The 3,641-nt window shown below is 66.2% G+C and carries 3 protein-coding genes; all 3 read right to left on the bottom strand.

The window, feature by feature from the left end; all coding sequences use genetic code 11:
• On the bottom strand, positions 1-1,298 hold a 1,298-nt coding region (locus TFC3_RS04710), incomplete at its 3' end, for an ABC transporter substrate-binding protein (protein ID WP_369819571.1).
• A gap of 269 nt (positions 1,299-1,567) precedes the next feature.
• Positions 1,568-2,233 carry a response regulator transcription factor gene (locus TFC3_RS04705; RefSeq protein ID WP_067496081.1) on the bottom strand — a complete coding sequence of 222 codons (666 nt, stop codon included), beginning with the start codon at positions 2,231-2,233 and terminating at the stop codon, positions 1,568-1,570.
• A complete protein-coding gene (locus TFC3_RS04700; RefSeq protein WP_369819570.1) occupies positions 2,230-3,537 on the bottom strand; it encodes a PspC domain-containing protein in 1,308 nt (435 codons plus the stop codon). The genes TFC3_RS04705 and TFC3_RS04700 overlap by 4 nt, the downstream gene beginning before the upstream one ends.
• Positions 3,538-3,641 lie beyond the last annotated feature (104 nt).

Below are 3,641 nucleotides of genomic sequence, written 5' to 3'. Positions count from 1 at the left end.
TCTACCTTGGTCAGCAGGTCGGCGAACTTCGGCTCACCGGTGCCGACGCAGTCGGTGCCCGGCAGGCTCTGCTTGATCTGGTTGCACATCGCGTCGACCCAGGCCTTGTGACCACCGTCGGCGTTGTATGTGATCTGAATCTTCTTGGGGCCGTTGTTGGCGTCCCACAGCTTCTTGGCCTCGGTGGGGTTGTACTCACAGCTGGCCTTGCAGGAGTCCTCGCGGTAGCCGGCCACGGCCGGGGAAACGAAGCTCTTGGCCGGGGTCTGCGAGCCGAGGAAGATCTGGTCGGTCATCTCCTGGCGGTTGATCGCCATGGACAGGGCCTTGCGGATGTTGACGTTCGAGAACTCCTTCTGGAACGTCGGGAAGCCGACGAACTGGAAGGACGAACTCGGGCTCTTCTGGAAACGATCGCCCAGGTCACCGGGGGCCGCCGCGAGGCTCTCGATCGGGATGGTGGTCTGCACGTCGTTGTTACCGGCGACCAGGTCGGCGTACTCGGCCTTCTGGTCCTGGTAGATCTTGAAGTTGACGCCGTTGATCTTGGGCACGGTGCCCTTGAAGCCGTCGACCTTTTCCACTTCGATCTGCGAGTCGTGCTGCCAGGTGCCCTTCATCTTGAAGGGACCGTTGCCGATGATCGCGTCCTCGAAGCCGTCGGCGATGACGCCGGGAGCCGAGAAGGCGGCGTTGGGCAGCGGCAGGAACGCCGTGTAACCCATGACCGACTCCCAGCCGGTGAACGGCGCCGACAGCGTCACGGTGAACGTGGTGTCGTCGACCTTCTTCAGACCGGTGAGCGTCTTGGCCTTGGGCTCGGGGGCCTTCTGCGGGCCCTCCTCGCCGTCCGGGTCGACGGACTGCAGGTCGGCGTAGCCCTCGATACGCTCGAAGAAGTACGACGCACCCTGGGCGTTGGGACCGTAGGCGCCGTAGTTCCAGGCGTTGATGTAGCTGTCGGCGGTAACCGCCTCGCCGTTGCTGAAGGTGAAGCCCGGCTTGAGCTTCACCGTCCAGACCTTGTTGTCGTCCGAGGTGATCGACTCGGCCGCGACCAGCTCCGGGTTGTTCTTGTCGTCGAAGTCGACAAGCGGGTAGAACAGCGCGGCCAGAACCTGCGCACCGCTGGTCTCCGTCGTATTGGTCGGGATCAGGTGCTGCGGCTCAGCGATGCCGACGACGATCGAGTTGCCGGACGAGTCGCTGTCTTCCGACCCACCGCTCGAACATCCAGCGGCCAACAAGGCGATGGCGGTCGCGCCGACCGCCATCTTCCATGGGCGATTCCCAAACATGGGAGAGTCTCCTTCAGAGGGCGCTCACGAGGGGTTGTGTGAGTAGGAGCAACCCTTACACAAAGCCCCTAGCGCCCGGCTGTGCCGTTATCAACCCGATATTAGCCCGATGCGGGTCAGCGGCCTTGCACGGATCGTACTTTCGGTCAGTTTCGATGCCCTGACCAGCGCCTTTGTTCTAACCGAAACAATCCGACAACATTCTTACGGCCACCTGTCCATTTTGCGCCAGGGACGGCCGAAAGGAGTCGACAGTACGTTTTGCTGCCTCAGACGAGCCGCCGGTCAGCCGCCCAGCGGGACAGCTCATAACGGTTGCTCATCTGTAGCTTGCGCAGCACGTTCGACACATGCGTCTCGACCGTCTTGATGGAGATGAACAGCTCCTTGGCGATTTCCTTGTACGCATACCCGCGCGCCAGCAGCCGCAGCACCTCGCGTTCGCGGTTGGTCAGCTGATCGAGCTCGGAATCGGCGACCGGCACGTCGGGGCGGTTGGCGAACGCGTCGAGCACGAAGCCAGCCAGCCGCGGGCTGAACACCGCGTCTCCGTCGGCCACCCGGCGGATCGCCGCGGCCAGCTCGTCCGGCGAGATCGTCTTGGTGACGTAACCCCGCGCTCCGGCCCGGATCAGCCCGATCACGTCCTCGGCGGCGTCGGAGACGGACAGGGCCAGAAACTTCACCTGCGGATGGGTACGCCGCATCGCATCGAGGACCGCACGCCCGCCGCCGTCGGGCATGTGCACGTCCAGCAGCACCACGTCCGGGGTGGTGGCCGCGATCCGGGCCACCGCCTCGGCCACCGACCCGGCCTCGCCCACCACATCGACATGCACGCCCAGCTCGGCGCGCACCCCGGCTCGGAACATGGCGTGGTCGTCGACGAGAAAGACGGTGAGACGGCGGGCCGCCTCGGCGGTTTGCTCGGTCATCGTGCATTTTCCTTTCCGGCGGTGACGCTCTCCCGGGAGGCCGGCAGCGTCAGACGGACTTCCGTGCCGTCGCCGGGCGCACTGCGAATCACGGCCTGGCCGCCGTGCCGGTGCATCCGCCCGATGATTGATCCCCGTACGCCGTGGCGCGTCTCCGCCACCGTATCCGGGTCGAAGCCGGCGCCGCGGTCGCGGACGAACACGCTCAGCTCGCTCTGCTCCACCTCGGCGTACAGCGAAACGGTCTCCACCCCGGAGTGGCGCGCCGCGTTGACCAGAGCCTCGCGGGCGGCGGCCACCAGAGCAGCCACCTGTTCGTCACACTGAGTATCACCCACGATGACCGTTTCGACGGAGATCGCATAGGTGTCCTCGACCTCGGCGGCGGCTTGCTCCAGCGCTGCGGCGAACCGCTCGGTCGGCGAGGCGGTGGGTTTGTAGAGCCAGTTGCGCAGCGAACGCTCTTGGCCCCGGGCGAGGCGTTGCACCTCTTTGATGTCCGTTGAGTTGCGCTGGATCAGCGCCAGCGTGTGCAGCACCTGATCATGGATCATGGCTGCGACCTCGGCACGCTCCTGTTCGCGGATGCGCCCCTCACGCTCGTTGCGCAGCTGGCTGAACGTGCGCCACAGCAGCGGCGCCACCACCACGCCGACGCCGATCAGCCCGACCAGGGCGAAGATCACGCCGTTGAGGACGGCCTTGAAATCGGTCTTCGGCGAGTACACCGCCAGCACGCCGATCACGCCCACGGCGATCAGCACGCCGCCGCCGATGAAGCGCATGACGAACGACCGACGGTCACTCTCCGCGACCACGGCGGCGAGCCAGGGTGTTCGGGCGGCTTGCTCACTGAGCTGCCCGCGCCGGGTGGCGTCGGACTGGTGCCAGATGACGCCCGCGCCGACCGCGATCAGCGCGATCAGCCAGCCGGCCGTCCCGGCGACACCGTTTCCCCTGGTCAGCAGGCTCTCCAGCAGCACCACACCGAGGCCGATAGCGCCGAACGGGAGCAAAAGCACGAGGTCACGGCGGGGTTGCGGGCTACCGGTCGGCGCCTGCTGCGGGAGGACGGCCCAGAAGACCGCATAAAGCAACAGGCCAAGACCGTCGAATCCCAGGAGTACGACCAGAGCAATGCGCACCGCCATGACCGGTACGCCCAGATGCCGCCCGATACCGGAGGCGACACCCGCAATGACGCGGTGGTCGCGCGGCCGGTACAGACGGCGCGTCGGCAAAGGTGCGGTGGCGGCGGTGATCTCGACTCCTCGGTCGGTCGGTGGGCTCGCAAGAATCGTCACACGTCCGCCACGGGCGCGGCTACGGGGAAACACCCCCATGCCGGAGGTCACCGGATCTCAGGGTGGGCTCAGGGTCGGCACCTGAGGCGGGTGGGGTCCCGTAC

The organism is Actinoplanes sp. TFC3 (assembly GCF_001553785.1).
GTDB lineage: Bacteria > Actinomycetota > Actinomycetes > Mycobacteriales > Micromonosporaceae > Actinoplanes.
The sequence above is the reverse complement of the archived record's forward strand: the minus strand, read 5'-3'. Positions and strand labels throughout refer to the sequence as shown.

Excerpts from the sequence above, each read along its gene's own strand:
- TFC3_RS04705 (WP_067496081.1), bottom strand. The coding sequence starts at position 2,233 with ATGACCGAGCAAACCGCCGAGGCGGCCCGCCGTCTCACCGTCTTTCTC.